This window comes from Delftia sp. DLF01 (genome assembly GCF_014852125.1).
Lineage (GTDB): Bacteria > Pseudomonadota > Gammaproteobacteria > Burkholderiales > Burkholderiaceae_C > Comamonas > Comamonas acidovorans.
Window position 1 is genome coordinate 30,154 of sequence record NZ_JACVAZ010000001.1, and the last position, 26,801, is coordinate 56,954.

The following is a 26,801-nucleotide window of genomic DNA, read 5'->3' on the forward strand; positions in this document are numbered from 1 at the left end:
GCCGCAGTGTCGGATCAAAGACCGATGGCCGCCAACAGGGATTGCAGCATCTGCTGGGGTCCGAACACCATGGCGGCAAAGCCGGCTCCCGCAAGAAAGGGGCCAAAGGGAACATAGCCACCTTCGCGCAGGCGGCTGTTGATCTTCAGCGCAATGCCCACGATGGCGCCAATCACGGACGAGATCAGGATGATGGGCACAAGAGCCTGCCAGCCGAACCAGGCCCCCAGCGCGGCAAACAGCTTGAAGTCGCCGTAGCCCATGCCTTCCTTGCCGGTGACCAGCTTGAAGGCCCAGTAGACCAGCCACAGCGAAAGATAGCCCGCTGCGGCACCCCAGACCGCGTCGGCCAGAGGCACGGCGGTCCAGTGCAGTGCCGATGAAAGCAGCCCGGCCCACAGCAAGGGCAGGGTGATGTCGTCGGGGAGCAGTGTGGTATCCCAGTCGATCAGCGCCAGGCTCAGCAAGGCGGCGCTGAACAGGCACCAGATGCCGCCCGTGGGCGTGATGCCCCATTGCATCGTGCAGTAGGCGAATAGCGCGGCGCAGGCCAGTTCCACCAGCGGGTAGCGGATGCTGATCGATGCCTTGCATTCCGAGCACCGGCCCCGCAGCGCCAGATAGCTGAGCACGGGAATGTTCTCGTACCAGTGGATGGCATGGCCGCAATGCGGGCAGCGCGAGCGGGGGCGGCTCAGGCTCAGGGGAGCCTCGGCAGGGGCAGTCGCAGCAGCAGAGGGAGGCGCGGCGCCGGATTGCTCCTGTGCCCATTGGGCGCATTCCGCGTTCCATTGCTGTTCCATCATGCGTGGCAGCCTGTGCACCACCACGTTGAGAAAGCTGCCCACCAGCAGGCCAAGCAGGCCGCCCAACGCGGCCTGCATCCAGGGATCCAAGGGCATCAAACCACCTGGCCCAGCTTGAAGATGGGCAGGTACATGGAAACCACGATGCCGCCGATCAGGGTGCCCAGGAAGACGATGATGATGGGTTCCATCAGGCTGGACAGGCCTGCCACCATGTCATCGACTTCCTCTTCGTAGAAATCGGCCGCCTTGCCAAGCATGTGGTCGATGGAGCCGGATTCCTCGCCGATGGCGCACATCTGCAGGACCATGGAGGGAAAGACGTTGGCATTGGTCATGGCCACGGTGAGGCTGGTGCCGGTGGAGACTTCCTGCTGGATCTTTTCCGTGGCATTGGCATACACGGCATTGCCGGATGCGCCGCCGACAGAATCCAGTGCCTCGACCAATGGGACGCCCGCGGCAAACATGGTCGACAGCGTGCGCGTCCAGCGTGCGACGCAGGATTTCTCGATCAGCACGCCAAAGACCGGCACCTTCAGCAGCGTGCGGTCCATGAATTGCTGCATGCGCTCGTTGCGCTTCCAGGCCTGCATGAAGAAGTAGAGGCCGCCGCCAATCACGCCGAAGATCAACCACCACCATTGGACAAAGACATCGCTGATGCCCATCACGAGCAGCGTCGGCGCCGGCAGGTCAGCGCCGAACGAACTGAACACTTCCTTGAAGGCCGGGATCACGAAAATCATGATGATGGTCACGACGATGAAGGCCACGACGATGACCGAGATCGGGTACATCAGCGCCGATTTGATCTTGGACTTGATGGCCTCGGTCTTCTCCATGTACGTGGCCAGGCGGTCCAGCAGGGCTTCCAGGATACCGGCCGCTTCGCCCGCCTCCACCAGATTGCAGTAGAGGCTATCGAAGTACATGGGGTGCTTGCGATAGGCCGCGTTCAGCGAGGTGCCGGTCTCCACGTCGGCGCGAATATCGGCCAGAAGGCGCGTCACGCTGGGGTTGGTGTTGCCCCGTCCGACAATGTCGAAGGCCTGAAGCAGCGGGACGCCCGCCTTCATCATCGTTGCCATCTGGCGAGTGAACAGTGCAATGTCCTTGGGCTTGATCCTCTTGCCGCCGCGTGTGCGGCGTTTCTTGATCTTGCTGGGGAGCACGCCCTGGCGGCGCAGCATGGCCTGGACCTGATTGATGCCTCCGGCCCGGGTTTCGCCTCGAATGATCTTGCCGTTGCGATCCTTGCCTTCCCACTCGAAGACAAAGTCCTTGATTCCCTTGGACGCGGCTGTGGCCATCGTGCTCCCTCTTTTGTTGTCTGCGCTGTCCGCGCTATTTACTCATTGGTGACTGCCAGCACTTCTTCGAGCGAGGTCAGTCCTAGTCTGGCCTTGTGCAGTCCGGATCCGCGCAGAGACCGCACGCCTTCACGCTTGGCCTGTGCCGCGATCTCCAGTGCGCTGCCGTCCTGCAGGATGATGCGCTGGATTTCTTCGCTGATCGGCATCACCTGGTAGATGCCGACGCGTCCCTTGTAGCCGTTGTTGCATGCCTGGCAGCCCACGGGCTTGTAGGTGACCCAGCTGCCATCGATGTCCGCCTCGTCATAGCCCGCCTCCAGCAGTGCCTCCCGCGGGATATCCGCAGGCTCCTTGCACTGGGGGCACAGGCGCCTGGCCAGCCGCTGGGCGGTGATCAGGATCACGCTCGATGCGATGTTGAAGGGGGCAATGCCCATGTTGCGCATGCGCGTCAACGTGGTCGGTGCGTCGTTGGTGTGCAGCGTGGACAGCACCAAGTGGCCGGTCTGCGCGGCCTTGATCGAGATGTCGGCGGTTTCCAGGTCGCGGATTTCACCGACCATGATGATGTCGGGATCCTGGCGCAGAAAGGCCTTGAGCGCCGTCGCAAAGGTAAGGCCCGCCTTTTCGTTTACATTGACCTGGTTGACGCCGGGCAGGTTGATTTCCGAGGGGTCTTCTGCCGTCGCGATGTTCACCCCGGCCTTGTTCAGCATGTTCAGGCAGGTGTACAGCGACACCGTCTTGCCCGAGCCGGTGGGGCCTGTCACCAGAATCATTCCGTAGGGGCGCCCGATGGCTTCAATCAGGCGAGCCTTTTCCTCGGGTTCGTAGCCCAGGGCATCAATGCCCATCTTGGCCGAGCTCGGGTCAAGGATACGGATCACGATCTTCTCGCCGAAGAGCGTGGGCAGGGTGCTCACGCGAAAGTCGATGACGCGGTCCGGACCCACCTTGAGCTTCATGCGCCCGTCTTGCGGAACCCGCTTTTCCGAGATGTCCATGCGCGAGATCACCTTGATGCGCGAGGCCAGCTTCTCCTTGATTGCAATGGGGGGGGATGCAATCTCACGCAACTCACCGTCAATCCGGAAGCGCACGCGGTACTGATGTTCGTAGGGCTCGAAATGCAGGTCCGACGCGCGCATGTTGAAGGCGTCGAGCAGCATTTTGTGCAGGAACTTGACGATGGGCGCGTCCTCGACGTCCGTTGCCGCCGTGTTGTCCTTCTCCTCGGCAACCTCGTCGGGCTTGAGGTCGCCGAACTCGAAATCGCCGCCCCCGCTGTAGCTCTCCATGGTTTCGCTGGCGCTTTTGCTCTGCTGAGCTATCAGGCGTTCCAGCTTGTCGGCCTCGACGATGATCCAATCCACGCCTAGCTGGGTGGTGAACTTGATCTGCTCTGCAGCTTCCTGTTGTGTCGGGTCGGCCGTGGCCACCGTGATGCGGTTGCCGCGCTTGCTCAAGGGGAGGACGCGATAGGAGCTGATGATCTTGGCGTCCAGCAACTCATGCGGCAGGCGCGCGGCGTTGACGGCATCAAGATCGAGCAGCGGCGCGCTGAACATGGTGGAGACCGTCTCGGCCACTTCCAGGGCCGAGAGGATGCCCGCGTTGCTCAACTCGGCAATGAACGAGGTGCGGTTGGCGCCGGCCTTGCTGGCGGCGGCTTCCGCTGCCTGCTGCGATACCTTGCCTGCTGATATCAGGGCTCGCCCGATGCCGGGAAGCGATGCAACAGCGGAAGCATTCTTGAGCGAGGAGTCAGCAACAGCCATGTAGCAAGACGTTTGAGAGGAAAGGACATTTATCCTATCATCCCTGAAGGCTTGAAAGGCCAGACGCACTGTTGCGCACCCAGGTCTTGAACCTGGCTCAATGGTGGCATGGTAATGAAGTGACCAGAAATGGTCGGGGTGAGAGGATTCGAACCTCCGGCCTCTACGTCCCGAACGTAGCGCTCTACCAGGCTAAGCTACACCCCGTTGCTTTTGTAGACAAAGCAATGCAGCCTGAAATCAGGTGCGTCGCTCCAAAAGCTGAGAGGCTAATTGTAGCAAACTTGCCCTATGCAAATTGCTCGGGAGCACATTTATTGCGTCGATGGCGCGGCGTGCCTCGGCGTGGGCGGCTTCGCGTGCCACATCCAGCGCGCCTGTGCTGCGCACGATATCCACCACGGCAGACAACTGCTCGGTTGAGCCCTGCTCGATGGCGTTGCGCACGATGGCAGCCTGCTCCGGAGTGCCGCGCTGCATGGCGGCAATCAGCGGCAGGGTGCACTTGCCTTCGCGCAGGTCGTCGCCCAGGTTCTTGCCCATTTCCTGGGTGTCGCCTGTGTAGTCGAGCACGTCGTCAATGATCTGGAAGGCGGTGCCCAGGGCCTGTCCATAGATGGCGCAGGCCTGTTCGATCTCGCGGGGGGCGTCAGCCAGCACGGCGCCCAGCTGCGCGCTGGCCTCGAACAACTGGGCGGTCTTGGAGCGGATGACGTGTAGGTAGCCGGCTTCGTCCAGCGAGGCGTCGTGCGTGTTGATGAGCTGCTGCACCTCGCCCTCGGCGATCACGTTGGTAGCGTCCGAGAGAATCTTGAGCACACGCATGCTGCCCACTTCCACCATCATCTGGAAGGAGCGCGAGTGCAGGAAGTCCCCGACCAGCACGCTGGCCGGATTGCCGAAGGTCTCGTTGGCCGTCGGGCGGCCACGGCGCAGGGTGGACTCGTCCACCACGTCGTCGTGCAGCAGGGTGGCGGTATGAATCAGCTCGACCACGGCCGCCAGGACATGCCTGTCCCTGCCTTCGTAGCCTAGCGCATTGCAGACCATGAGCAGCAAGGCCGGGCGAAGGCGCTTGCCGCCGGCAGCAATGATGTACTGGGAGATCTGGGCAATCAGCGGGACGGTGGTCGTCAGGCGCTGGGCGATCACATGATCCACCTCGCGCATGTCGTCAGTGATCAGGGCAAGCGGATTGGGGGTGGAGAGAGCTGTGGTCAAGGTACTGTGGCCGCCAAGTGGATCGGCAATTATAGGAAGAGCGATCCCGCCTGCGGCCCGCCCTGATGGTTGTTTGGGCGCGGGGTGGGAGCGCTTCATGCAAAGAATGTGAGTGCGTGCTAGAATCTCCGGCTTCCGTGGAAATTCGTTCGCGGAACTCTCAAATTCAAGAGGTTTAAATGTACGCAGTCATAAAAACCGGCGGCAAGCAGTATCGCGTTGCAGCCGGCGAAAAGATCAAGGTAGAACAGATTGCTGCGGACGTAGGCCAAGAAGTTGTGATCGATCAGGTTCTGGCAGTCGGCAACGGCGCTGAAATCAAGGTCGGTACACCTCTGGTGTCCGGTGCGTCTGTCAAGGCAACCGTGGTTGCTCACGGCAAGCACGACAAAGTGCACATCTTCAAGATGCGCCGTCGTAAGCATTATCAGAAGCGCCAAGGCCATCGCCAGCAGTTCACAGAGCTGCAGATCGTGGCGATCGCTGCTTAATTCAGGAGCTGAGTCATGGCACAGAAAAAAGGCGGCGGCTCTACGCGAAACGGGCGCGATTCCAAGCCCAAAATGCTCGGCGTGAAGGCTTTCGGTGGTGAACTGATCACGGCCGGCTCGATCATCGTGCGCCAACGTGGCACCAAGTTCCATCCCGGCGACAACGTCGGCGTGGGCAAGGACCACACCCTGTACGCTCTGGTGGACGGCCACGTGTCGTTTGCTGTCAAGGGTGCACTGTCCAAGCACACGGTCAATGTGACGGCTGCCTAAGCCCTGTCACTTCGACGCTCGAAGCCCCGACCTGTCGGGGCTTTGTCGTTTCAGGAGGGTTGTGCATCGTGCCTTCGCCCTCTTTTCCGTCTCTGAGGTGTGGCCTGGGGCTGTCTGGTGCACACTGCTTTTTGTAAACTGGATGCCTCATGAAGTTCGTCGACGAAGCTTATATCGACATTTCCGCCGGTGACGGCGGCAATGGCTGCGTGTCATTCCGGCACGAAAAATACAAGGAATTTGGCGGTCCCGATGGTGGAGACGGTGGCCGTGGCGGCCATGTCTACGCGGTGGCCGATGTCAACCTCAACACCCTGGTGGACTACCGCTTCTCGCGCCGGCACGATGCCACGCGCGGCGAGCATGGCAAGGGCTCGGACATGTTCGGCGCAGCGGGCAACGACATCACGCTGCGCATGCCGGTTGGCACCATCATCAGCGATGCCGAAACCGGCGAGGTGCTCTACGAACTGCTGACGGCCGGTGAGGTGGTCACCATTGCCAAGGGGGGCGACGGCGGCTACGGCAACCTGCGTTTCAAGAGCGCGATCAACCGCGCGCCTCGGCAAAAGACACCGGGCTGGCCTGGCGAGCGTAAGAACCTCAAGCTGGAGCTCAAGGTGCTGGCCGACGTGGGCCTGCTGGGCATGCCCAATGCGGGCAAGTCCACCTTCATTGCCGCGGTCTCCAATGCGCGTCCCAAGATTGCCGACTACCCGTTCACCACGCTGCATCCCAATTTGGGCGTGGTGCGCGTCGCTGCCGAGCAGAGCTTTGTGGTGGCCGACATCCCTGGCCTGATCGAAGGCGCCTCGGAAGGTGCGGGCCTGGGTCACCAGTTCCTGCGCCATCTGCAGCGCACCCGATTGCTGCTGCATGTAGTGGACCTGGCGCCGTTTGATGACAGCGTGGATCCCGTGGCCCAGGCCAAGGCCATCGTGGGCGAGCTGCAGAAGTACGATGCCGAGCTGTACAACAAGCCTCGCTGGCTGGTGCTCAACAAGCTGGACATGGTGCCGGCCGAGGAGCGCGCCGCACGCGTCAAGGACTTCGTCAAGCGTTTCAAGTGGAAGGGTCCGGTCTTCGAGATTTCCGCCCTGACGCGCGAAGGCTGTGAAGTGCTGATCCGCACCATCTACAAACATGTGCATGAGCAGCAGCAGATTGAGGCCGGTCCCAAGGAAATCGATCCGCGCTTCGTCGAAGTCGAGGGTGATGGCGTGGATCTCACCGATCCGCGTTTTGCTCCCCGCGATTCCGAGTAAGAGCCGCCTGCCGCTCCCATCGCCTTGAACACAACAGCGGCGCGGCCTGCCTGGGCCTGCGCTGCAAGAATCACTATCCATCCATGTCTTCCAACTTGTTGCGTGATGCCCATCGCATCGTGGTCAAGGTCGGCTCCAGCCTGGTGACCAATGAAGGTCGCGGTCTTGATGAAGCCGCCATCCAGGAGTGGAGCCGCCAGTTGGCGGCCCTGGTGCGCGGGGATGAGAGCCATGGCGGTCAGCGGCGCGAGGTGATCATGGTCTCCAGCGGCGCGGTGGCTGAAGGCATGAAGCGCCTTGGCTGGGCCGCGCGGCCCAAGGAGATCCATGAGCTGCAGGCCGCTGCAGCCGTGGGCCAGATGGGGCTGATACAGATGTACGAGTCCAAGCTGCGCGAGCAGGGCATGGGCAGTGCCCAGGTGCTACTCACGCATGCCGACCTGGCGGACCGCGAGCGCTATCTGAATGCGCGCAACACCTTGCTGACGCTGCTGGAGCTGGGCATCGTGCCGGTGATCAACGAGAACGACACCGTGGTCAACGATGAGATCAAGTTCGGCGACAACGACACCCTGGGTGCTTTGGTGGCCAACCTGATCGAAGCCGATGCCCTGGTCATCCTGACCGATCAGCGAGGCCTTTACAGCGCCGATCCGCGCAGCAATCCCGATGCGCGTTTCATCGACGTGGCAAATGCCGGCGATCCTGCACTGGAGGAGATGGCGGGCGGTGCGGGCTCGTCCATCGGCAAGGGTGGGATGATCACCAAGATCCTCGCAGCCAAGCGTGCGGCGGGGTCGGGTGCTTCAACCGTCATCGCCTGGGGCCGTGAACAGGACGTGCTGGTGCGTCTGGCTGCGGGCGAGTCCATTGGCACGCTGCTCGTGGCGCAGACCCACAAGAACCAGGCGCGCAAGCAGTGGATTGCCGACCATCTGCAGCTGCGCGGCTCCGTGTCCGTGGATGCCGGCGCCGTGGCCAAGCTGCGCGACGAAGGCAAGAGCCTGCTGCCCATCGGCATGGTGAATGTGGATGGTGAATTCGCCCGCGGCGATGTGATTGCCGTGCGTGATGCGCTGGGCATCGAGGTGGCGCGTGGTCTGGCCAACTATGCCAGTGCCGAGGCGCGCCTGCTTTGTCGTAAGAGCTCGGTGGAGATCGAGCGCCTGCTGGGCTATTCCGCAGGCCCGGAGATGGTGCACCGCGACAACATGGTGATTGCCGGGCACTGATGCCTGCGCAATCGGGGCAAAGAAAAAGCGCACCCTCGGGTGCGCTTTTGCATGGAGCCTTTGGCTTCAGGCCTTGCCTGGATCGGGGTGCAAGATCTGCTGCTGCCCTGACTGTGGATCAGGGTCGAAGCAGGCACCAGGCGGCAACTCCATGCCGGGATTGACGCGAAAGCTGCCTGAGCGCGCCGGATGCAAGCCTGGGGCACCATAGGTTTCGGGGCCTGTTTCATGGGCTTCCCTGGGGCGCATGCCGCTGCGAAGATAGCGGTTGCGCTGCTGCTCGCCGCGTGGCAGAAAGCGTGCCAGCTCGGTCAGGGCCATCTCGTAGACGCCGCGTTTGAACTCCACCACCACATCCAGTGGCACCCAGTAGTCATTCCAGCGCCAGGCGTCGAATTCGGGGTGGTCCGTGGCACGCAGGTTCAAATCCCAGTCGTGACCCATGAGTTGCAGCAAATACCAGATCTGCTTCTGGCCTTTGTAGTGTCCGCGCGCATCGCGGCGGATGTACCGGTCTGGCACCTCGTAGCGCAACCAGTCCCGGGTGCGGGCGACCACGCGAACGTGGTTGGGCATCAACCCCACTTCCTCATGCAGTTCCCGGAACATGGCCTGTTCGGGTGTCTCCCCCCGGTCAATGCCGCCCTGTGGAAACTGCCAGCTGTGGGTGCGGATGCGCTTGCCCCAGAACACCTGGTTCTTTTGGTTGAGCAGGATGATGCCGACGTTCGGGCGAAATCCGTCCCGGTCAAGCATAATCGAACCCCAATTTTCTGAATTGTGTCCATTATGCACGGTGCCTTGCCAGCGGCAAGCACGCTGCCCCGATTCCCGCGAAGCCCCTGATCCATGAAAGCCTCCCAATTTTTCATCTCCACCCTCAAGGAAGCTCCGGCCGATGCCGAAGTGGTCAGCCACAAGCTCATGACGCGGGCCGGCCTGATCAAGAAGCTGGGCGCAGGCATCTATAACTACATGCCCATGGGGCTGCGCGTGATCCGCAAGGTCGAGGCCATCGTGCGCGAGGAAATGAACCGTGCCGGTGCCGTGGAAGTGACCATGCCCGTGGTCCAGCCTGCCGAGATGTGGGAGGAGACGGGCCGCTTCGAGAAGATGGGCCCCGAGCTGCTGCGCATCAAGGACCGCCATGGCCGTGACTTCGTGATCCAGCCCACCAGCGAAGAGGTGGTGACGGACATTGCGCGCCAGGAGCTCAAGAGCTACAAGCAGCTGCCCAAGAATTTCTACCAGATCCAGACCAAGTTCCGCGATGAGCGCCGCCCGCGCTTTGGCCTGATGCGTGGCCGCGAGTTCATCATGAAGGATGCCTATTCCTTCGACAAGGACCGCGATACCGCCCAGATCAGCTACCAGACCATGCGCGCGGCCTACAAGCGCATCTTCGATCGCTTCGGCCTGCAATACCGTGCCGTGCGTGCCGACAGCGGCGCCATCGGCGGTGATCTGAGCGAGGAATTCCAGGTGATCGCCTCCACGGGCGAAGACGCCATCGTCTACTGCCCCAGCAGCGACTACGCCGCCAATATCGAGAAGGCTGAGGCCCTGGCGCCTGCAGGCCCCCGTCCCGCTGCAGCCCAGGCCATGGCCCGTGTGGCAACGCCGGGCAATAGCACCTGCGAATCCGTGGCTGCCCAGCTGGGCCTGCCGCTGTCGCAGACGGTGAAGTCCCTGGTGCTGGCTACCGACAAGCTCGACGACAAGGGCGATGTGGCGGGAAGCCAGGTCTGGCTGCTGCTGCTGCGCGGCGACCATGAGATGAACGAGATCAAGGTGGCCAAGGTGCCTGGCCTGGACGTGGGCTTCCGCTTTGCCACCGTGGCCGAGATCGAGGAGCACTTCGGTTGCCAGCCCGGGTACCTGGGCCCCATCGGCCTGAAGCAGCCCGTGAAGCTGGTCGTGGACCGCGAGGTCGCCGTGATGGCCGACTGGGTCTGCGGCGCGAACGAGGCCGACTTCCACATCACCGGCGTGAACTTCGGCCGTGACCTGCCCGAGCCTGATGTTGTGGCCGACCTGCGCAATGTGGTGGCCGGCGACAAGTCCCCCGATGGCGCAGGCGAGCTGGCCATTGAGCGCGGCATTGAAGTCGGCCATGTGTTCTACCTGGGCACCAAGTACTCCCAGGCCATGAACGCCACCTTCCTGGCCGAGAACGGCAAGCCCTCGCTGTTTGAAATGGGTTGCTACGGCATTGGCGTGACACGCCTGCCGGCTGCCGCCATCGAGCAAAACCATGATGAGCGCGGCATCATCTGGCCCGACGCGATTGCGCCCTTCACCGTGGTGGTCTGCCCCATCGGCATGGACCGCAGCGAGCCCGTGAAGGAAGCCGCCGAGAAGCTGCATGCCGAGCTGCTGGCACTGGGCGTGGACGTGATCCTGGACGACCGCGGCGAACGCCCGGGCGCCATGTTTGCCGACTGGGAACTGATTGGCGTGCCGCACCGCGTGGTGCTGTCCGACCGCGGCCTCAAGGAAGGCCAGGTCGAGTACCAGCATCGCCGCGACACGGAAGCGACCAAGCTGGCTGCTGCCGATGTGCTGGGCCATCTCAAGCAGAGGCTGGGTCTGTGAGCCAGGCCCCCGTGATAGCGCGCCGCGATTGCCTGCGCCTGGCGGCTTCGCTGGGTGCTGCGCCGTTGCTGGGCGCGGTGGCCGCGCCCGCCTGGGCCGGCGGGCAGCTGGAAGAGCCGCTGGCCGATTCGGTGCGCACCGCGCTGAGTTCGGCCGTCACGGGATCGGCGCCGCCCGAGCTGCGCTTTGCCTCCACCGAGGCCCGCATGGACTACCTGCGCTGGCTCACGGCCAGCAGCGAGCGCCTGCGCTCGCGCAAGCCCGAACTTGCAACACGGCTGGAGTTCCTGCAGACCGTTTGGTACGAGGCCAAGCGCGCCGGCCTGGAAGTCTCGCTGGTGATGGGACTGGTGCAGGTGGAGAGCGCGTTCCGCAAGTTCGCCATCTCCAGCGTGGGCGCGCGCGGCTATATGCAGATCATGCCGTTCTGGATGCGGCTGATCGGCGATGGCGACATCGGCAAGCTGTTCCACATGCAGACCAATCTGCGCTTTGGTTGCGTGATCCTGCGCCACTATCTGGACCGTGAAAACGGCGATGCCTACATGGCGCTGGGCCGCTACAACGGCAGCCGCGGCCAGCCCCAGTATCCGAATGCGGTGTTCGCTGCGCAGCGCCGCTGGGAGATCGAGCCCTCGCGCTCGGCCTGAGGGGCCGCAGGCTGGCGCCTGGCGGCAGGCCTGCCTTGCTGCGTTTTCAGGACGACGTGTCCGGCGACATGCTGGACACCTTGGCCACGGCGGCGGCCGTGTCGCCTGCGTTGGGCGGGGCGGCCGGGCTGCTGCCGGACATGCGTGTGACCAGCACCTGGTCGATGCGGTAGCTGTCCACGTCCATGACCTCGAAGCGGTAGCCGCCCCATTGCACGGTGTCCGTACGCCTGGGAATGCGCCGAAGCATGACCATGAGAAAGCCCCCCAGGGTTTCGTAGTCCTCGGAATGCGGCAACTCGTCGAGCTCCAGGGCCTGCATCACATCCTCGACCGGCGTGACGCCATCGATCAGCCAGGAGTTCTCGTCGCGGCGCAGGATCTGCTCCTCGTCGCCGGGGCTGACCAGGCCGCCCATCACCGTGCTCATCACGTCATTGAGCGTGACCACGCCGACCACCAGGCTGTATTCGTTGACGATGACGGCAAAGTCCTCATGCACCTGGCGGAACTGCTCCAGTACCTCGGCCAGCGTCAGGCGGTCCGGCACGACCAGCACCTTGTGGACCAGCGAATCGTCCATGAGCGACAGGGACTGGTTGTTCAGCGCGCGCTGGAACAGGTCCTTGGCATCGACATAGCCGACGATGTGGTCGATGTCGCCATCGCACACGGGGTAGGTGGAAAAAGGCTCCTCGGCAATGCGGACCCGGATCAGTTCGTCGGGGTCGTCGCGGTGGAAGTAGGCGATGCGGTCGCGCTGCGTCATGGCCGAGCCGATGGTGCGCGAGTCCAGCTCGAACAGGTTGGCGATCACCTGCTGCTCCTTCGCGGCCAGCACGCCGGCGCGTGCGCCGGCTTCGGTCATGGCCAGGATGTCTTCGTGCGTGATGCGGTCATCGCGCACCGTGGGCAGGCCGAACAGCTTGGCAACGGCGTCGGCCAGGTGGTTGAAGCACCAGACCAGGGGCTTGAGCACGGCCATGCACCAGAGCATGGGGCGCAGCACGCGGATGGCCAGGGCCTCGGGCTCGGCCATGCTCAGGCGCTTGGGCAGCAGGTCGGCAAACAGGATGAACAGGGAGGTGACGCTGGCGAACGAGAGCAGGAAGCCCACGGTCTGCGCACGGCTGTCAGGCAGCCAGAGCATCAGCAGCTCGGCCAGATAGGGGGTCAATGCCCCTTCGCCCACCACGCCGCCCAGGATGGCGACGGCATTCAGCCCAATCTGCGTGACCGTGAAATATTCGCCCGGCTGGGCCTGCATCTTCATGACCAGTTCGGCGCGGGGTTCGCCGTCCTCCATCATCTGCCGCAGTCGCAGGCGCCGCGAGGCGGCCAGCGAGATCTCGGCCACGGAGAAGAAGGCACTGGTCAATATCAGCGCGACGATCAACAGCAGACTTTGGGACAGACTCATAGGCAGGGCGGAGAAGCGGGCGCAGGCGCGCTTTTCCGGATGTGAAAGATGTGACCATTCGACCACACATCGCATGCCCCTGGCCCTGAGGCATGCCCGGGGAGTCCGCCGGCAGCGCGGCACAGGCGTAAAAAAGCCACCCGAAGGTGGCTCGATGCTGCGCTGAAGGCGCGTGGTGCGAGAAGGCTCAGGCCTTGGGTGCCAGCAGCTGCTGCAGCTCGCCCGACTCGTACATCTCCATCATGATGTCCGAGCCGCCGATGAACTCGCCCTGCACATAGAGCTGGGGGATCGTGGGCCAGTTGCTGTAGTCCTTGATGCCCTGGCGGATTTCCTGGTCTTCCAGCACGTTGACGGTGGAGATGTCCTTGGTTTCCACGCCGCAGGCCTTGAGGATCTGGATGGCGCGGCCAGAGAAACCGCACATGGGAAAGCTGGCGCTGCCCTTCATGAACAGCAGGATGTTGTTGCTCTTGACCAGTTGGTCGATGCGTTGCTGGGTGTCGCTCATCTGTGTGGTGCTCCGGGGTCGTGGTGGGCGCCGCAGGCGCGGCGGCATGGATGGGATTATTTCACTCTCGGCGCGGACTTTGAAAGCATGCGGGATTGCTGCGCCCAGGCCAGAGCTCAGGTCAGAGCTCTGGCCTGCCCTTGCCATTGCCCGCCCGTGCAGCGGGCAATGCCGCCCAGGTCGTGGCGATGCTGCACGTCGCCAAAGCCGGCATGGCACAGCAGGGCGGCCACGGCATCGGCCTGGTCCCAGCCATGCTCCATCAGCAGCCAGCCGCCGCGGGCCAGCAGCGCGGGCGCCTGGGCGATGATGGCGCGGATATCGGCCAGGCCATCGGCACCGCTGGCCAGTGCCGACAGCGGCTCATGCGCCAAGGCCTGCAGGTGCGGATCGTCGTCGCGGATATAGGGCGGGTTGCTGACGATGAGGTCGAACGGTGCTTGCCCTGCCAGCGGCTGGAGCCAGCTGCCATGCGCGAACTGCACGCCCAGTTGCAGGCGCGTGGCATTGGCGCTGGCCACGGCCAGTGCGTCGGCGCTGGCATCCACGGCCCAGACTGTGGCGCCGGGGCGCTGGCTTTGCAAGGCCAGGGCTATGGCGCCGCTGCCGGTGCCCAGGTCCACCACGCGGCAAGCGGGGCCTGCCTGGGTCTGGGCAGGCATGAGCTCCAGCGCCCAGTCCACCAGGGTCTCGGTATCGGGGCGTGGGTCGAGCACACGCGCGTCCACGGTCAGATCAAGCCCGTAGAACTCCTTGTGGCCGAGCAGGTAGGCAACGGGTTCCGCGCCAAGACGGCGTGCGCACAGCGCGGCATAGGCCTCGGCCTGGGGGGCGGTCAGCATGTCCACGTCATGGGTCAGCAGCCAGGCGCGGCCGCCAGACTGGCGCCCGAGCACGTGCAGCAGCAGCATTTGCGCGTCGATGCGCGCAAGCCCCAGGGCCTGGGCCTGCTGCAGCGCTTCTTTGACGATGGGGGGATTGGCCATGGCCCGGGCCTCAGTTGTTGACCTGCAGCTCGGCCAGCAGTTCGGCCTCGCGTGCGGCCTGCAGCGCGTCGAGCACATCGCCCAGGTCGCCTTCCATCACGGCCAGCAGTTTGTAGATGGTGAGGTTGATGCGGTGGTCCGTGAGCCGGCCCTGCGGGAAGTTGTAGGTGCGGATGCGGTCGCTGCGGTCGCCGCTGCCGATCAGGCCCTTGCGCAGTGCGGCCTCCTTGGCCTCGCGCTCGCTGCGCTCCTTTTCCTGCAGGCGCGCCTGCAGCACCTGCAGGGCCTTGGCCTTGTTGCTGTGCTGGCTGCGGCCGTCCTGGCACTCGGCGACGATGCCCGTGGGCAGGTGGACCACGCGCACGGCCGAGTCGGTCTTGTTGATGTGCTGGCCGCCGGCGCCGCTGGCGCGGAAGGTGTCGATGCGCAGGTCGGCCGGGTTGAGCGTGATGGCCTGGGTTTCGTCCGGCTCTGGCATGACGGCCACGGTGCAGGCGCTGGTGTGGATGCGGCCCTGGGTCTCGGTGGCCGGCACGCGCTGCACGCGGTGGCCGCCGGATTCGAAGCGCAGGCGACCGTAGACATCCGTGCCTTCCACGCGCAGCACCACTTCCTTGTAGCCGCCCAGCTCGCTCTCGTTGGCGCTCATGATCTCGACCTTCCAGCCTACGGCGTCGCAGTGGCGCGTGTACATGCGGGCCAGGTCGCCTGCGAACAGGGCCGATTCGTCGCCGCCCGTGCCTGCGCGGATTTCGAGGTAGGCGTTGCGCGCGTCATCGGGGTCCTTGGGCAGCAGCAGGCGCTGCAGCTCGTCCTCCAGCTGGACCAGCTCGGCCTCGGCGCTGGCGATTTCCTCCTGCGCCATGTCGGCCATGTCGGGGTCGGAGAGCATGTCCCGCGCAGCCGCCAGATCGGCCTCGCGCTGGCGGTGGCGCGCATAGCGGCCTGCAATGGCGGTGACGTCCGCGTGCTCGCGCGAGATGGCGCGGTACTGCTTCATGTCGCCCATGATGTCTTCGCGCGAAAGCAGGAAGTTGAGTTCTTCAAGGCGCTGGGCGTAGCGCTCCAGTTGTTGGCGCAGAAAGTCTTGCATGGTGTGAGGCGGTGATGCGAAGGGCTGCTCGGGCAGCACTGCGGCGGGAAACGTGGGGGCCTGGAAGGGCGGATGGGCCTTAAAAACCGGGAGGGGCGGGGAGGGGCCGCAAGTGCGGCCGGGGCGCCACAGGCCCGCTGGCACGCAGCCCTGCGCAGGGGCGGCGAGCGCCGCTAGAGCGCCTTGTCGGGGGCCGTGCCGCGCGGGCCGCTTTGGGCCGAGCGCAGGAACAGGCGCGAGACCGTGTCCATGGTCTGGCTGCGCTGGTCGGCATCGCCCTTGTGCAGTTCGGCCAGGGTGCCGTGCAGCATTTTCTGCGTGAGGCCGCGCGACAGGGCCTCCAGCACGGTGTCGATGTCTTCGCCCTTGGCCAGCAGCTTCTTGGCGCGCGCAATCTCCAGCGCACGCCATTCATCGGTCTGGGTGTTGAGCTGGCGGATCAGCGGCACCACGCCGGCCTGCGGGCGGCGCTGGTCCAGCCAGTGCATGAAGCTTTGCACGCCATGGTCGATGATGACTTCGGCCTGCTCGACCGCTGCCTGGCGCTGGGCCTGGCCCGTGCGCACCACGGTGGCCAGATCGTCCACGGTGTAGAGGTAGACGTCGCGCAGGTCCTTGACCTCGGATTCGATATCGCGCGGCACGGCCAGATCGACCATGAACATGGGGCGATGCTTGCGCTTCTTGAGCGCGCTCTCGACGGCGCCCAGGCCGATGATGGGCAGGCTGGACGCCGTGCAGCTGATCACGGCATCGTATTCATGCAGATGGTCGGGCAGGTCGGCCAGCCGCATGGTGCCGGCGCCGAACTGGGCAGCCAGCTTCTCGCCGCGCTCCAGTGTGCGGTTGGCGATCATGATCTGCTTGGGGTGGCGGGCCGCGAAGTGGGTGGAGACCAGCTCGATCATCTCGCCCGCGCCCACGAACAGCACGCGGATCTGGGACAGGTCTTCGAACAGCTGGCCGGCCAGCCGCACGGCGGCAGCGGCCATGCTGATGCTGTGGGCGCCGATCTCTGTGGAGCTGCGCACTTCCTTGGCCACCGCGAAGCTGCGCTGGAACAGCTGGTTCAGCGTGCTGCCCAGGGCGCCTGCGTTCTCTGCGGCGCGCACGGCATTCTTCATCTGGCCCAGGATCTGGGCCTCGCCCAGCACCATGGAATCGAGCCCGCTGGCCACGCGGAAGGCATGGCGCGCCACATGGCCGTCTTCCAGCAGATAGGAGTGCGAGCGCAGCAATTCGGACGAAATACCGCCGCTGTTGGCCAGCCAGTGCAGGGTGTGGTCCATGGCCGGCATTTCGGCCGCGCAGTAGATCTCGGTACGGTTGCAGGTGGAGAGAATGGCGGTCTCGACGGCGCTGTGCTGGCGGCCCGGGCCGGTCAGCGATTCGCGCAGGCCCTGCAACGTGGGCACGATCTGGTCAAGCGCGAACGCGAAACGTCCCCGCATATCAAGCGGAGCCGTGTGGTGGTTGATGCCGAGTGCCCAGACTGCCATAACCCGGGATTATAAAATTTCGCGCAGTTTCAGGCATCCCTGATCACAACACCCTGGAATCGGAGCCCGCACATGGGATGGATTGCGAGTACGAATCATTGGCTGAACTTCCTGGCGCCTGCGCTCTTCCTGTCGCCGGCCCTGATGTTGTGCGCGCTTTTGATCTATGGAAAATCGCAGCAATCCCTTGCCTGGTGGTTGCAGGTTGCTATCAATTTGGTTGTTGGTGCGCTGGTGTTGCTGGCCGGTTTGTGGTGGTTCGGGCGCGATGCAAAGATGGCCACCTACACCGCCCTGGTCCTCGTGATGGCGCTTTGCCAGTGGGTGCTTTCGCGCGGCTGGCGCTGATCAGCGAGAACAAACCCCGACACAGAAGATTGATCCAGGTCAACGGATCCGTGGGGCGGCCGGCCATGCGCCCGCAGCCACTTTGCCGGGTCCATGGCGCAGCACTGCAGGCCCGGAGCATTCCTAGAGTTATTTTCAGAGCAGTCTGATAGATTTTCTTGCGCCGCTCATTGATTATCGAAAGCCTTTTTCTATCGATGAGTGGCGTTAGGCGCACAGTAGCGCACGCTTGCTGCACATCAGCAGCTCTTCTATCTGCCATCCCCGCATCGTCTCTCCCGAATTCGGTAGTGCCAGGCTGTACTGGGTGGATGGGCAAATGCCGCACTGCGGGGCGCAGCCTCTCATCGATGGATTCCTTTTGGATCTGAATCGACTCATGGGAGGGTCAATGCCTCAACGGTATTTTTGTGGGAATGCGGCTTCGCGCCGCTGTGTGCTCTCGCTCGCAATGGTCTTGTCCGGCGTGGCGTCACCGGGCTGGGCGCAAGTGCAGCGCAGCTTCATCAATGAAGGCTTTGAATTGCCGGTACTGAGCTCGGACACGGCCGCAGCCGAGTGTTCCGTGGAAACCTCCAGCGACGAGGTGCCGGGCTGGGAAACGACGCATCCTGACATGACGGGGCGCGGAAACTGCGCCAGTCCCAGTTACAAGAGCGGCCGCTTGATCGAATTACGCAAGGGCTCCAGTTCCGGCGTGGTAGCGCGACAGGGGGCCGCGTATGCCGAACTGAATGCGGCAGTGCCATCACGGATCTATCAGAACATTTGCCTGCAAAAGGGTGAAACTATCCGCTGGCAATTCAGCCACCGCGGTCGCTTGGGCACCGATGTGGCACAACTAAACATTACCAGTGGCAATTCGTCGACAGAGCCGGTGGTAGATGTCACGTCCGGAACGGACGGCACGTTTGAGGTACCCACCCAGCACCAGAACAACCTGGTGCTTTTCCATCATGATGTGTCTGCGCAGCCCCACATGGCAGGCGCCAACCCCACTGGCTGGGTGGACTACGCCGGCAGTTTCGCCTATGGAGGGGAGACGGGCGCGGCAAGCCTGGGATTTGAATCCATCAGCGCTGCCGGTGGAGACAAGGCCTACGGCAACTTCCTCGACGGTGTGCAGATTGGCATCACGCCCTTCGTCGACTTCGTCAGCGCCGCCATGGCGGCACGCGAATCGGAGGGCAACAACCTGCCCCGGCTGCGCATCAACGGCAACGTGACCACGGCCTTCGACGTCGTCGTGCGCATTGTGGGCGGAACGGCCATCGGGCCCGGTGGCGCCACCGGAGCGGCGGTGGACTATTCCACGCCGAGTGGAACGGATACGCTGACCATCCGCATACCGGCGGGCCTGTACGACGGCGCCGGCGCCGGATCGCTGATCGCGCTGCCGGTGAGCATCATCAAGGATTCGGTCGCGGAGCCCGGCAAGACCATCCGCTTCGCGATCCAGGAAGCTCCCGGCCCGCTTCCCAGCTACCTGCGTGCGTCGAATGCGGCCTGCGGCGATGCACCGGTGGTGGAGTCCGAGTACACCATCATTGACGGGGGGCTGGATCTTGCCAGAGCCGTTGGCGAGCCTGTGCCGGTTGCCGGATCGCTGTCCCAGTACGACGTTGCCTACACGGTCAGGGCCAGCAATGCAACGGGTGCCGAACTGGCCTATGACCTGAGCGATGCCCTGGCCACGGATCCCGGCATCGGCTCCGTCAGCGTGCAGTCCTTGTCCTGTTCCAGCTCGGGTTCGGTTTCCAGTTGTGGCGACAATCTGCCTGGCAAGCTGCCGGCAGGCGCGGGCCCATGGAAGCTGAACCAGACGCGGCGCTCACTGGAGAGCGGGGCTGTGGATACCTACACCCTGGTCGTGCGCTTCAGCGTCCTGCCGGCCGCCGGCGTGCGGGCCTGCGCGGGTGCGGGAACCGGCTTGTTCGGGCTGGCAACGGCCACCGTTCTCAATGGCATGCCAGCCAGCGTGCAGTCCGAGGCCTGCGTCGATACGCCGCCAACTGCGCGCGTCATGCTGACGCAGCAGGTGGCAAGCCGGGTCGCATCCACGGACCAGTTCCAGGTGAAGATAACCTCGGGCGGCGCCACAGCCGGCATGGCTACCACGGCGGGTGCTGCTACCAGCGCATCCACCGCGCAAATCGTGGTGCCTGCGGGCGCGGCGCTGCAGTTCACCGAGGTGCTCAAGGCCAATGGCTCCGGGCCTGATCTGGTGCCAGATGGCTACGTAGCTGAGTTGAGCTGCACCAACGGCTCGGCAGGCTCCACCACGGCGCTGCCGAGCGGGGCCGGCACGGCGACGGCCTCCGCGCTGCAATGGCCCGCCATCACGCCTGCCGCAGGCGATTTGCTGGACTGCACCGTGGTGAGCACGGCCAGGCCGCCCAAGCTGGTGGTGGGGCTGGAGGCCAGCGCCAAGCACTCCGAACCCGGCAAGACGGTCAACTACGTCATCACCGTGGGCAATGCCGGGCCGGTGGCGACAACGGCTCCCATCCAGGTGAGGGATGTGGTCTCTGCAGGGCTGACTCTCGGCAGCTTGCCTGCCGGTTGCACGGCGAGCGGGCAGACGGTGAGCTGCGAGATCGCTGCGGGCCTGCCTGGGCGGGCGCCAGGTGCAGTCACTGCGGTTGGCCGGGCGGCAGAGATCAGGTTCACCATTCCCGTGACCGTGACACCTGGCGCGACTTCGGGCGGCAATACGGTCCAGGTGTGGGGCGGCGGAGATCCCGCGTGTACCGAGGCATCGCCTTGCTCAGCGAGCGCGAGCTTCTCGCTGCCCGCGCCCGGCGCGAGGCCGGTGCCGGTGGACTCGCGCAGCATGCTGGGTCTGCTGGGCATGGTGTTGGCAGCCTTTGCCGCGCTGCAACTGCGCAGCAGGTCCGCACGACGGCCTGAGTAAGCCGGCTCTCTGGGTCGAGCCTGCCAGCCCCGGGGCCCGCCGAATGTTTGGCGGGCCCCGGGGCCTTTTTCATGGCGAAGGGGTCACCGCTTGCGCAGGCACGGCCCCCGGCGCGGCCTGCTCCAGCAGCCATTGGCGGAACTGCGCAAAGGCTTCGGAAGGCGCCCGCGTAGCCGGGCGGCACAGAAAGTAGCCGCGTTCGATGTGGACGGGTGCAGGCAAGGCAAGGGCCACGCGGCCGGCGGCCAGGTCTTCCTCCACCAGGCAGCGCTGCACCAGGGCCACGCCCATGCCGGCGGCCACGGCCTGGACCAGCAGGGCCACCAGTTCGAAGTCCGCCGCAGGCGCGGGGCAGGGCCCAGGCAGGCCGAGGTGGCTCATCCAGCGCGCCCAGTTGCCCGGATAGTTGGTGTGAAACAGCAAGGGGCGCGCAAGCACATCCGCTGCGCTGCGAATGGCTTGCGGGCCCTGCAATTCGCGCGGATGGCAGATGGGCACCAGATCGCGGCCCACCACATAGTCGGCCACCACATGGGCGGGCCAGGGCTCGCTGCCCACGCGCAGCCAGCCGTCGATCTCGGCGGCGGACAGCGGGTCATCGCGCCGGTAGGGGGCGAACGAAAGGACGATGCCCGGATGCAGGGCATTGAATTGCGGCAGGCGTGGAATCAGCCAGTGGCTGAACAGCGTGGGAACGACCGACAACCGCAGTTGCGGGCCGAAGTGGCGCCTGCGTGCGGCGGCCGAGGCCGATTCGATGGCGTGTACGGAGGGCTCCACGGCCTGCAGGTATTCACGGCCGGCCTCGGTCAGCACGCTGCGCCGGCCCTGGCGCTCGAAAAGGGCAAAGCCCAGGTGCTCTTCCAGCCGGGCGATGGCGCGGCTGATGCCGCCCTGGGTGACATACAGCTCCTGGGCTGCCAGCGAGTAGCTGCCCAGGCGCGCCGCCGCCGCAAAGGCGTGCAGCTCGGAAAGCGAGGGAGAGTGCATGCGCATGACGGACGCAATTATGACGGTTTGTCATAGTTGCTTGCCGTCTTGTCTCTTTTCGCGCGTGCGGCGGCTGTCCAGAATCGGCGCCTGTTCCGCGAAGCCCTGCCCTGCAGCAGGCCGCTCTTTCATCCATCACGAGAGGAAACACACCATGGCAATGCGCCGCACCCTGTTGTCCAGCCTGGCCGCCTGCGCCGCCACTGCTCTTTTGGCTCCCGTCGCCTGGGCCCAGGGCCCGGCTGCCGACTATCCCAGCCGGCCGATCCGCCTGGTCGTGCCGTTTGGCGCGGGCGGCTCCACCGACATGGTGGCGCGTCTGCTGGCCGAGAAGATGAGCGTGATCCTGGGCAAGTCCGTGGTGGTGGACAACCGGGGCGGGGCGGGCGGCTCCATTGGCGCCTCCGAAATTGCGCGTGCTGCGGCCGATGGCTACACCATCGGCATGGCCACGGTGAGCACGCATGGCTCCAACCCGGCCATCTTCCGCAAGCTGCCCTACGACCCGATCAAGGACTTCGCGCCCATCACCAATGTAATGTCCGTGCCTAGCGTGTTCGTGATCAACGCCAGCGTGCCCGCCAAGACCATGAAGGAGTTCATCGCCCTGGCCAAGGCCAACCCGGGCAAGTACAGCTTTGCCTCGCCGGGCACAGGCTCCCTGGGCCACGCCAACATCGAGAATTTCATGAACCTGGCCGGTATCGACCTGCTGCACATCCCCTACAAGGGCGCGGGCCAGGCCATCACCGACGCGCTGGGCGGCCAGGTCAATGCCATGACGGACAACCTGCCCTCCACGCTGCCCCACATCAAGGACGGCAAGCTGCGCCCGCTGGCCGTGCTGGCCTTCAAGCGCGCCGACGTGCTGCCCGACGTGCCCACCTACACCGAGCTAGGCTTCCCGCAGATGGGCGACGGCGGCTGGTTCGGCCTGGTCGCACCTGCCGGCACGCCGCGCCCCATCATCGACAAGCTCAATGCGGCTGCGCACAAGGCCATGGCCATGCCTGACTACCTGGAAAAGCAAAAATCCATCTCGGGCGAGTCCATGGGCAACACGCCCGAGGAATTTGCCAAGCAGATCAAGGCTGCCATCGAGCGCTACACGGCCGTGGCCAAGCGCGCCAACATCAAGCTCGACTGATGGACCGCATGGCACAGACCGATTTCCTGCGCCCCCGGCCGGACACCCCGGTCGTGGTGCATCCCGCCACCGGCGAGGTGCTGCCCATCGTCTGCGACTCGCCGCACAGCGGCACGTCCTATCCCGAGGATTTCGGCCATGCCGTGCCCATGTCCCTGCTGCGCCGTGGCGAGGACACGCATGTGGCCGCGCTCTGGGACCAGTGGCCCGCGCATGGCGCAACGCTGATCGAGGCCACCTTTCCGCGCACCTACATCGACCCCAACCGCAGCGAGGCCGACCTGGACCCCGCCCAGATCGACGGCCAGTGGCCCGTGCCCCTGGCGCCCAGCGTCAAGACCCGCCAGGGCCTGGGCCTGATCTGGCAGCGCATCAGCCGCGACGGCGTGGCAACGCCGCTGTATGACCGTCCGCGCACGGTGGCCGAGGTGGAGCACCGCATCGCGCGCTACTGGCGTCCCTACCATGCGGCGCTGGCGCAGGCCATCGATGACAGCGTGCAGCGCTTTGGCGGCGTCTGGCACCTGAACCTGCACTCCATGCCCAACGATGTCTACAAGCGCCTGGGCCGTACCGACGCGCCGCCGCTGGCCGACTTCGTGCTGGGCGACCGCGACGGCACGACCTGCGCGCCCGAGTTCATCCAGCTGGTGGGCGAGACGCTGGCGGGCTTTGGCTACAGCGTGGCCTACAACGAGCCCTACAAGGGCGTGGAGCTGATCGGCCGCATAGGCCAGCCCCACCTGGGCCGGCACAGCCTGCAGATCGAGATCCGCCGGCCGGTCTACATGGACGAGGAAACGCGCGAGCCCAACGCGGGCTTCGAGCCGCTGCGCGGCCATCTGCGTGAGCTGATGGCCGTGGTCGCGGCGCATGTGCGCGCTGAAATGGCCGGGCGAGGCTAGGCCGGGCTGGCGGGGTCGCCGGGCATGGGCGGCGTGCCTGGCGAGCCCGGCATGCCTGCCACCACCGGCGCCGCCACCGAGGTGGTGGCCGGTGGCGACAGGTACAGGCCCGCGCCCTTGAGCGATGCCAGGATGCTGAACAGCACATCGCTGCGCACCCCACCCGCATTGCGCGGGTTGCCCACGTAGCCGATGGCCAGGAAGGTCAGCGTGCCGTTGGCAATGCCTTCGAGCTGCACCAGAGGCTCGGGCGTGTCCAGGATGCCTTCATGCGTGCGAAAGGCCTCCAATATCAGGGTGCGCATGCGTTCGGCATCGGTGTCCAGCGGCGCGGGCAGGCGCAGCAGCACGCGCCCGGGCGCGCCGGCCAGCGTCATGTTGCGCACGGTCTTGGTGATGAATTCCGAGTTGGGCACGATGACGGTGGAGCGGTCGCCCAGCTGGATCTCGGTGGCGCGCACGTTGACGCGGCGCACGTCGCCCTCGGTATCGCCCAGCACCACCCAGTCGCCCACTTTCACGGGCCGCTCTGCCAGCAGGATCAGGCCCGAGATGAAGTTCTGCACGATGGCCTGCAGGCCAAAGCCAATGCCCACCGACAGCGCGCTGGCCACCCAGGCGATGCGCTCCACGCTGATGCCCAGCCCCGCCAGCGCCACGGCCACCACGAAGATGCCGCCCACATAGCCCAGCAGCGTGGTGATGGAGCTGCGCATGCCCGGCTCCAGCGAGGTGTTGGGGAAGTAGCGGTCCGTCAGCCAGCGCTTGATCACGCGGATCACGATCAGGCCCGTGACGATCACGGCGAATGCCGTGAACAGGGCCTGCGGCGCCATGGTGAAGTCACCCACCTTGAGGCTGTGGTTCACCGTGCTGCCGCGGCGAAACACCTCGTCCGGCCCCGTGCCCAGCGGGGCCAGCAGGGCGATCACCATGTAGAACAACAGGGCCACGCGCAGCAGGCCCGAGACCAAGACCGAGGCCTGGTCGAGCAGCCGGCCCTCGATGCCCAGGCTCTGGTTCAGCCGGGTGCCGAAGCTGCCCTTGGACGACAGCAGGGCCTCGCACAGATCGTCGCCCAGCTGGAACAGCAGGTAGGTGGTGGCAAAGACCACGCCGGTCCACACCATCTGGCGCGCCAGCGTTCCGGCCAACGCCACGTAGCCGGTCACGGCCAGCGCAATGGTGGCAATGCTGGCCACCGCCGCGCAGGCCACGAGCAGACCCACCCACAAGGGCCGGGGCGGCGCAGGCTCTGCCTGGGCGCCGTCTTCCTGCGCAACCGGCGCCGGCGCGCGCAGATGCCGCAGGGCCAGCATGACCACGGCCGAAATCAGCAGGGCCGACAGGGCGTGCACCGTGACCTCGGCGGCCAGGCTGGCGCCGATGATGGCGTTGACCTCGGTCACCAGGCCGTTGAGCGCGGCTCCGGCGGCAATCCACCAGGGATAGGGACTGAGCCGCTCGGCCAGCTCGTCCGACACGCCGGGCAGGCGCCAGGAACTGCGTCTGCGCGACAGCAGGGTCTGGCCCAGCGACACCACGAAGGCGCCGAACAGCGTGACCTGCACACTGGCCTTGGCCAGCGCGTCCAGCGATTCGCTGAAGCCATCGCCGGCCTTGAGCACGCTCCAGGCCAGTTGCGCTGCCAGGCCGATCAGCAGCGTGTTGATCAGCACGGTGGCCGCCGCGCGCAACGAGCGGCGCAGGCGGCCGCTGGGCAGGCGCGCGGGCGCGGCGCGCACCAGCAGACGCTCGGCCAGCCAGGGGCCGAGCAGGGCGATCAGCAAGGCGGCGGCCAGGCTGGCGATGAAGCCGCCTCGGCGATCGGATGCCATGGTGGAGGCGACGGCCTGGCGCAGCTCGCGCCCCAGGCCCTGCAGGCGCGCCGCGTCCAAAGGCGCGGCAGCACGCAGGTTGCGCCAGAAGGGCCGGCCCAGCGGCGAGTCGGTGCGGGCCGTCAGTGCGGCCTGGAATTGTTCGCGGCGCTGGCGTATCAGCTCGTTGCCGCGCTGGTCGGCATCGACCGACACCAGCCGCGCGAGTTTGAGTTCGGAATCCACGGCACTGCGCTGCCTGGCCAGGCTGGCGCGCTGCTCGGCCACATCGGGCGCATCGGCAGGGGCGCCTTTTTCGGGCGCGGGGCCCAGGCCGGCTAGGCGCGAATCGATGTCGGCCAGTTCCTCGGTGCGGCGGGCCGCCACCTGGTCGGCCGCCGTGCCAATGGCCGCAGCCTCGTCCAGCAGCTTGCGGCCGTCATCGTCCTCGGCCAGCTTGCGGGGAATGGCGTCCAGCTGCTTGCGCAGATCGTCCACGCTGGGCAGGGCGGGCCGGCCGTCGGGTGCCGCCGTGGCCGCCGCTGCCGCGCGGTCCTGCGCATGGGCCGGAGCGGGCGCAGTGAGGACCAGCATGGCCAGGACCATCAGGCCGGTGGCCAGGCATTGGCGCAAGGCCTGCGCCCACGTAGGGCGCAGCGGGAGAGGGCACGGGCGGGGCGGTGTCATGGACGCACATTGTGCGGCGGGCCGCCGCGACGGTTGTTTCCAAAGGTCCGGCCCCGCCAGCCGGCAGCCGCCTCAGCGCGATGCGGGACTGAACATATCGACACGGTCGGTGATGACGCCGTCCGTGCCCAGGTCGATCAGGCGCTGCGCGGCCCATTCATCGTTGACCGTATAGCTGCTGCAGCGCAGGCCCGCGCCATGCACCTTGGCGACCAGGGCTGCATCCCACAGCGCATGGTTGAGCACCATGGCTGCGCAGCCCAAGTCCAGCGCGGTGCGCAGGTCGGCATCGCCCGTGGCATCGGCCAGCTTGTCCACCAGCAGGCCCCGCGGAATGTGCGGTGCCGTGTCGCGTGCGCCCTTGAGCGCATCGGTCTTGAACGAGGTGAACAGCGGCTGGATGCGGTCCCTGGGCCAGATGCGGTTCATCAGCTCGCCCGTGGCGCGGCCCGTGGCCTCTTCCTGGCCGGGCGTGGGCTTGATTTCCACGTTCAGGAAGAAGTGGTTGGCCAGGCACCAGCGGGCCAGGGCTTCCAGCGTGGGCAGGGCCTCTCCCGCAAAGGCGCGCGAGTGCCAGCTGCCGGCGTCCAGCTGGGCGATCTCGCCCATGGACAGGTCGCCACCCGTGCCGTGGCCGTTGGTGGTGCGCTCCAGCGTGGCGTCATGCATCAGGAACAGCACGCCGTCGGCAGACAGCTTGGCATCGCACTCGAACATGCGATAGCCGTGCGCGGCGCCCAGGCGGAAGGCGGCCATGGTGTTCTCGGGCGCCAGCTTGCCGGCGCCGCGGTGGGCCACCCACAGGGGGTAGGGCCAGGATTTCAGGTTCTCGGTCATGGCGAGTCCGTCAAAGGAAG

At 65.5% G+C, this 26,801-nt stretch carries 23 protein-coding genes and 1 tRNA gene; 10 read left to right on the forward strand and 14 right to left on the reverse strand.

Annotated features, from left to right (window positions below):
- Positions 1-14: 14 nt before the first annotated feature.
- From IB269_RS00145 to IB269_RS00165, 5 genes are all read right to left on the reverse strand, one after another.
- Positions 15-902: a prepilin peptidase gene (locus IB269_RS00145; RefSeq protein ID WP_192366150.1), complete on the reverse strand. Its 888-nt coding sequence runs from the start codon at positions 900-902 to the stop codon at positions 15-17.
- Positions 902-2,119: a type II secretion system F family protein gene (locus IB269_RS00150; RefSeq protein ID WP_192366151.1), complete on the reverse strand. Its 1,218-nt coding sequence runs from the start codon at positions 2,117-2,119 to the stop codon at positions 902-904. Before IB269_RS00150 ends, IB269_RS00145 begins: the two co-directional genes overlap by 1 nt.
- 38 nt (positions 2,120-2,157) lie before the next feature.
- Complete coding sequence (gene pilB / locus IB269_RS00155) at positions 2,158-3,900, reverse strand: type IV-A pilus assembly ATPase PilB (RefSeq protein WP_065345745.1); 1,743 nt, start codon at positions 3,898-3,900, stop codon at positions 2,158-2,160.
- Positions 3,901-4,030: 130 nt separating this feature from the next.
- A tRNA-Pro gene (locus tag IB269_RS00160) sits at positions 4,031-4,107 on the reverse strand.
- A gap of 33 nt (positions 4,108-4,140) precedes the next feature.
- A complete protein-coding gene (locus IB269_RS00165; protein WP_065345746.1) occupies positions 4,141-5,070 on the reverse strand; it encodes a polyprenyl synthetase family protein in 930 nt (309 codons plus the stop codon).
- Between the two features lie 230 nt (positions 5,071-5,300).
- Between IB269_RS00165 and rplU the strand changes: the two genes are divergently transcribed.
- From rplU to proB, 4 genes are all read left to right on the forward strand, one after another.
- Positions 5,301-5,612 carry a 50S ribosomal protein L21 gene (rplU, locus tag IB269_RS00170; protein WP_012207284.1) on the forward strand — a complete coding sequence of 104 codons (312 nt, stop codon included), beginning with the start codon at positions 5,301-5,303 and terminating at the stop codon, positions 5,610-5,612.
- A 15-nt stretch (positions 5,613-5,627) separates the two neighbouring features.
- On the forward strand, positions 5,628-5,885 hold the full coding sequence (gene rpmA / locus IB269_RS00175; protein ID WP_012207283.1) for a 50S ribosomal protein L27: 258 nt from the start codon (positions 5,628-5,630) through the stop codon (positions 5,883-5,885).
- A gap of 149 nt (positions 5,886-6,034) precedes the next feature.
- Positions 6,035-7,150, forward strand: coding sequence for an Obg family GTPase CgtA (cgtA, locus tag IB269_RS00180; RefSeq protein ID WP_012207282.1), 1,116 nt, complete (start codon positions 6,035-6,037; stop codon positions 7,148-7,150).
- A gap of 83 nt (positions 7,151-7,233) precedes the next feature.
- Positions 7,234-8,382 (forward strand): glutamate 5-kinase, encoded by a 1,149-nt coding sequence (gene proB / locus IB269_RS00185; protein ID WP_012207281.1) that lies wholly within the window; start codon positions 7,234-7,236, stop codon positions 8,380-8,382.
- A gap of 66 nt (positions 8,383-8,448) precedes the next feature.
- On the opposite strand, the gene IB269_RS00190 is transcribed toward proB, so the two are convergent.
- On the reverse strand, positions 8,449-9,138 hold the full coding sequence (locus IB269_RS00190) for an RNA pyrophosphohydrolase (protein WP_013800822.1): 690 nt from the start codon (positions 9,136-9,138) through the stop codon (positions 8,449-8,451).
- A 93-nt stretch (positions 9,139-9,231) separates the two neighbouring features.
- Between IB269_RS00190 and IB269_RS00195 the strand changes: the two genes are divergently transcribed.
- Positions 9,232-10,977, forward strand: coding sequence for a proline--tRNA ligase (locus IB269_RS00195; protein WP_034396911.1), 1,746 nt, complete (start codon positions 9,232-9,234; stop codon positions 10,975-10,977).
- On the forward strand, positions 10,974-11,627 hold the full coding sequence (locus IB269_RS00200) for a lytic transglycosylase domain-containing protein (protein WP_034396910.1): 654 nt from the start codon (positions 10,974-10,976) through the stop codon (positions 11,625-11,627). The genes IB269_RS00195 and IB269_RS00200 overlap by 4 nt, the downstream gene beginning before the upstream one ends.
- Positions 11,628-11,673: 46 nt before the next feature.
- Here IB269_RS00200 and IB269_RS00205 read toward each other — a convergent pair whose 3' ends face one another.
- From IB269_RS00205 to hemA, 5 genes are all read right to left on the reverse strand, one after another.
- Positions 11,674-13,047 carry a hemolysin family protein gene (locus IB269_RS00205; protein WP_034396907.1) on the reverse strand — a complete coding sequence of 458 codons (1,374 nt, stop codon included), beginning with the start codon at positions 13,045-13,047 and terminating at the stop codon, positions 11,674-11,676.
- A gap of 187 nt (positions 13,048-13,234) precedes the next feature.
- A complete protein-coding gene (gene grxD / locus IB269_RS00210) occupies positions 13,235-13,558 on the reverse strand; it encodes a Grx4 family monothiol glutaredoxin (RefSeq protein WP_012207276.1) in 324 nt (107 codons plus the stop codon).
- 116 nt (positions 13,559-13,674) lie between these two features.
- Positions 13,675-14,544: a peptide chain release factor N(5)-glutamine methyltransferase gene (prmC, locus tag IB269_RS00215; RefSeq protein WP_192366152.1), complete on the reverse strand. Its 870-nt coding sequence runs from the start codon at positions 14,542-14,544 to the stop codon at positions 13,675-13,677.
- 10 nt (positions 14,545-14,554) lie between these two features.
- Positions 14,555-15,637: a peptide chain release factor 1 gene (gene prfA, locus IB269_RS00220; protein ID WP_063328226.1), complete on the reverse strand. Its 1,083-nt coding sequence runs from the start codon at positions 15,635-15,637 to the stop codon at positions 14,555-14,557.
- A 173-nt stretch (positions 15,638-15,810) separates the two neighbouring features.
- Complete coding sequence (hemA, locus tag IB269_RS00225) at positions 15,811-17,136, reverse strand: glutamyl-tRNA reductase (RefSeq protein WP_012207273.1); 1,326 nt, start codon at positions 17,134-17,136, stop codon at positions 15,811-15,813.
- A gap of 72 nt (positions 17,137-17,208) precedes the next feature.
- Here hemA and IB269_RS00230 point away from each other — a divergent pair, with 72 nt between their 5' ends.
- Positions 17,209-17,484: a hypothetical protein gene (locus tag IB269_RS00230; RefSeq protein WP_013800828.1), complete on the forward strand. Its 276-nt coding sequence runs from the start codon at positions 17,209-17,211 to the stop codon at positions 17,482-17,484.
- Between the two features lie 436 nt (positions 17,485-17,920).
- A complete protein-coding gene (locus tag IB269_RS29235) occupies positions 17,921-20,398 on the forward strand; it encodes a hypothetical protein (protein ID WP_318652134.1) in 2,478 nt (825 codons plus the stop codon).
- Positions 20,399-20,467: 69 nt separating this feature from the next.
- On the opposite strand, the gene IB269_RS00240 is transcribed toward IB269_RS29235, so the two are convergent.
- On the reverse strand, positions 20,468-21,394 hold the full coding sequence (locus IB269_RS00240; protein ID WP_192366155.1) for a LysR substrate-binding domain-containing protein: 927 nt from the start codon (positions 21,392-21,394) through the stop codon (positions 20,468-20,470).
- A 148-nt stretch (positions 21,395-21,542) separates the two neighbouring features.
- On the opposite strand from IB269_RS00240, the gene IB269_RS00245 reads away from it, so the two are divergent.
- Both IB269_RS00245 and IB269_RS00250 read left to right on the forward strand, forming a co-directional pair.
- A complete protein-coding gene (locus IB269_RS00245; protein WP_012207270.1) occupies positions 21,543-22,535 on the forward strand; it encodes a tripartite tricarboxylate transporter substrate binding protein BugE in 993 nt (330 codons plus the stop codon).
- Complete coding sequence (locus IB269_RS00250; RefSeq protein ID WP_192366157.1) at positions 22,535-23,440, forward strand: N-formylglutamate amidohydrolase; 906 nt, start codon at positions 22,535-22,537, stop codon at positions 23,438-23,440. Before IB269_RS00245 ends, IB269_RS00250 begins: the two co-directional genes overlap by 1 nt.
- On the opposite strand, the gene IB269_RS00255 is transcribed toward IB269_RS00250, so the two are convergent.
- Positions 23,437-25,863 (reverse strand): DUF3772 domain-containing protein, encoded by a 2,427-nt coding sequence (locus IB269_RS00255; RefSeq protein WP_192366893.1) that lies wholly within the window; start codon positions 25,861-25,863, stop codon positions 23,437-23,439. The genes IB269_RS00250 and IB269_RS00255 overlap by 4 nt on opposite strands.
- A 153-nt stretch (positions 25,864-26,016) precedes the next feature.
- Positions 26,017-26,781, reverse strand: a complete 765-nt coding sequence (gene ugpQ / locus IB269_RS00260; protein WP_012207267.1) for a glycerophosphodiester phosphodiesterase — start codon at positions 26,779-26,781, stop codon at positions 26,017-26,019.
- Positions 26,782-26,801: the final 20 nt, after the last annotated feature.

Coding starts and splice junctions, on each gene's coding strand:
- IB269_RS00145 (WP_192366150.1), bottom strand. CDS start 902: ATGCCCTTGGATCCCTGGATGCAGGCCGCGTTGGGCGGCCTGCTTGGC.
- IB269_RS00150 (WP_192366151.1), bottom strand. CDS start 2,119: ATGGCCACAGCCGCGTCCAAGGGAATCAAGGACTTTGTCTTCGAGTGG.
- pilB (WP_065345745.1), bottom strand. CDS start 3,900: ATGGCTGTTGCTGACTCCTCGCTCAAGAATGCTTCCGCTGTTGCATCG.
- IB269_RS00165 (WP_065345746.1), bottom strand. CDS start 5,070: ATGCGCGAGGTGGATCATGTGATCGCCCAGCGCCTGACGACCACCGTC.
- rplU (WP_012207284.1), top strand. CDS start 5,301: ATGTACGCAGTCATAAAAACCGGCGGCAAGCAGTATCGCGTTGCAGCC.
- rpmA (WP_012207283.1), top strand. CDS start 5,628: ATGGCACAGAAAAAAGGCGGCGGCTCTACGCGAAACGGGCGCGATTCC.
- cgtA (WP_012207282.1), top strand. CDS start 6,035: ATGAAGTTCGTCGACGAAGCTTATATCGACATTTCCGCCGGTGACGGC.
- proB (WP_012207281.1), top strand. CDS start 7,234: ATGTCTTCCAACTTGTTGCGTGATGCCCATCGCATCGTGGTCAAGGTC.
- IB269_RS00190 (WP_013800822.1), bottom strand. CDS start 9,138: ATGCTTGACCGGGACGGATTTCGCCCGAACGTCGGCATCATCCTGCTC.
- IB269_RS00195 (WP_034396911.1), top strand. CDS start 9,232: ATGAAAGCCTCCCAATTTTTCATCTCCACCCTCAAGGAAGCTCCGGCC.
- IB269_RS00205 (WP_034396907.1), bottom strand. CDS start 13,047: ATGAGTCTGTCCCAAAGTCTGCTGTTGATCGTCGCGCTGATATTGACC.
- grxD (WP_012207276.1), bottom strand. CDS start 13,558: ATGAGCGACACCCAGCAACGCATCGACCAACTGGTCAAGAGCAACAAC.
- prmC (WP_192366152.1), bottom strand. CDS start 14,544: ATGGCCAATCCCCCCATCGTCAAAGAAGCGCTGCAGCAGGCCCAGGCC.
- prfA (WP_063328226.1), bottom strand. CDS start 15,637: ATGCAAGACTTTCTGCGCCAACAACTGGAGCGCTACGCCCAGCGCCTT.
- hemA (WP_012207273.1), bottom strand. CDS start 17,136: ATGGCAGTCTGGGCACTCGGCATCAACCACCACACGGCTCCGCTTGAT.
- IB269_RS00230 (WP_013800828.1), top strand. CDS start 17,209: ATGGGATGGATTGCGAGTACGAATCATTGGCTGAACTTCCTGGCGCCT.
- IB269_RS00240 (WP_192366155.1), bottom strand. CDS start 21,394: ATGCGCATGCACTCTCCCTCGCTTTCCGAGCTGCACGCCTTTGCGGCG.
- IB269_RS00245 (WP_012207270.1), top strand. CDS start 21,543: ATGGCAATGCGCCGCACCCTGTTGTCCAGCCTGGCCGCCTGCGCCGCC.
- IB269_RS00250 (WP_192366157.1), top strand. CDS start 22,535: ATGGACCGCATGGCACAGACCGATTTCCTGCGCCCCCGGCCGGACACC.
- IB269_RS00255 (WP_192366893.1), bottom strand. CDS start 25,863: ATGGTCCTGGCCATGCTGGTCCTCACTGCGCCCGCTCCGGCCCATGCG.
- ugpQ (WP_012207267.1), bottom strand. CDS start 26,781: ATGACCGAGAACCTGAAATCCTGGCCCTACCCCCTGTGGGTGGCCCAC.